The sequence below is a fragment of the Vibrio bivalvicida genome (genome assembly GCF_001399455.2).
In the GTDB taxonomy this organism is placed as follows: domain Bacteria; phylum Pseudomonadota; class Gammaproteobacteria; order Enterobacterales; family Vibrionaceae; genus Vibrio; species Vibrio bivalvicida.
On the sequence record NZ_LLEI02000077.1, the window covers coordinates 1 to 1081 of the forward strand.

A 1081-nucleotide genomic window follows, 5' to 3' on the forward strand; every position below is an offset into this window, starting at 1 on the left:
TAATTCCGAAGAATTAGTCGAAGATCTTAGCAACAACACCAGCACCAACTGTACGGCCACCTTCGCGGATTGCGAAACGTAGACCTTCGTCCATCGCGATTGGAGCGATTAGTTCAACAGTCATCTTGATGTTATCACCTGGCATTACCATTTCTACGCCTTCTGGTAGCTCGATGTTACCAGTTACGTCAGTTGTACGGAAGTAGAACTGTGGACGGTAGCCTTTGAAGAATGGTGTGTGACGACCACCTTCATCTTTAGACAGTACGTATACTTCTGATTCGAATTTAGTGTGTGGGTTGATTGACTTAGGAGCCGCTAGTACTTGACCACGCTCTACTTCGTCACGTTTAGTACCACGTAGAAGTGCACCAACGTTCTCACCCGCACGACCTTCGTCTAGAAGCTTACGGAACATTTCAACACCAGTACAAGTTGTTACTGTTGTTTCTTTGATACCAACGATTTCTACTTCGTCACCTACAGTTAGGATACCGCGCTCGATACGACCTGTTACTACTGTACCACGACCTTGAATAGAGAATACGTCTTCGATTGGCATTAGGAATGGCTGATCGATTGCACGCTCTGGCTCTGGGATGTAGTTGTCTAGCGCTTCTGCTAGCTCAACAATCTTGTCTTCCCACTGCTTCTCGCCGTTTAGTGCGCCAAGTGCAGAACCTTGGATAACTGGTAGGTCATCACCTGGGAAGTCGTACTCAGATAGAAGCTCACGAACTTCCATTTCTACTAGTTCTAGTAGCTCTTCATCGTCAACCATGTCACATTTGTTCATGAATACGATGATGTATGGGATACCAACCTGACGGCCTAGTAGGATGTGCTCACGAGTTTGTGGCATTGGGCCATCTGTCGCAGCTACAACTAGGATACCACCGTCCATCTGTGCAGCACCTGTGATCATGTTCTTAACATAATCCGCGTGTCCTGGACAGTCTACGTGTGCGTAGTGACGAGTTGGAGTGTCGTACTCAACGTGAGAAGTTGCGATTGTGATACCGCGCTCACGCTCTTCTGGAGCGTTATCGATAGATGCGAAGTCTTTCGCTTCACCGCCGTA

Annotated in this window: 1 protein-coding gene; it reads right to left on the minus strand. The window is 47.5% G+C overall.

Going from position 1 to position 1081, the window contains the following annotated elements:
• Positions 1 to 13: 13 nt before the first annotated feature.
• Positions 14 to 1081, minus strand: a 1068-nt coding sequence (gene tuf / locus APB76_RS19950) for an elongation factor Tu (RefSeq protein WP_054963695.1), incomplete at its 5' end; no start/stop codon positions are given.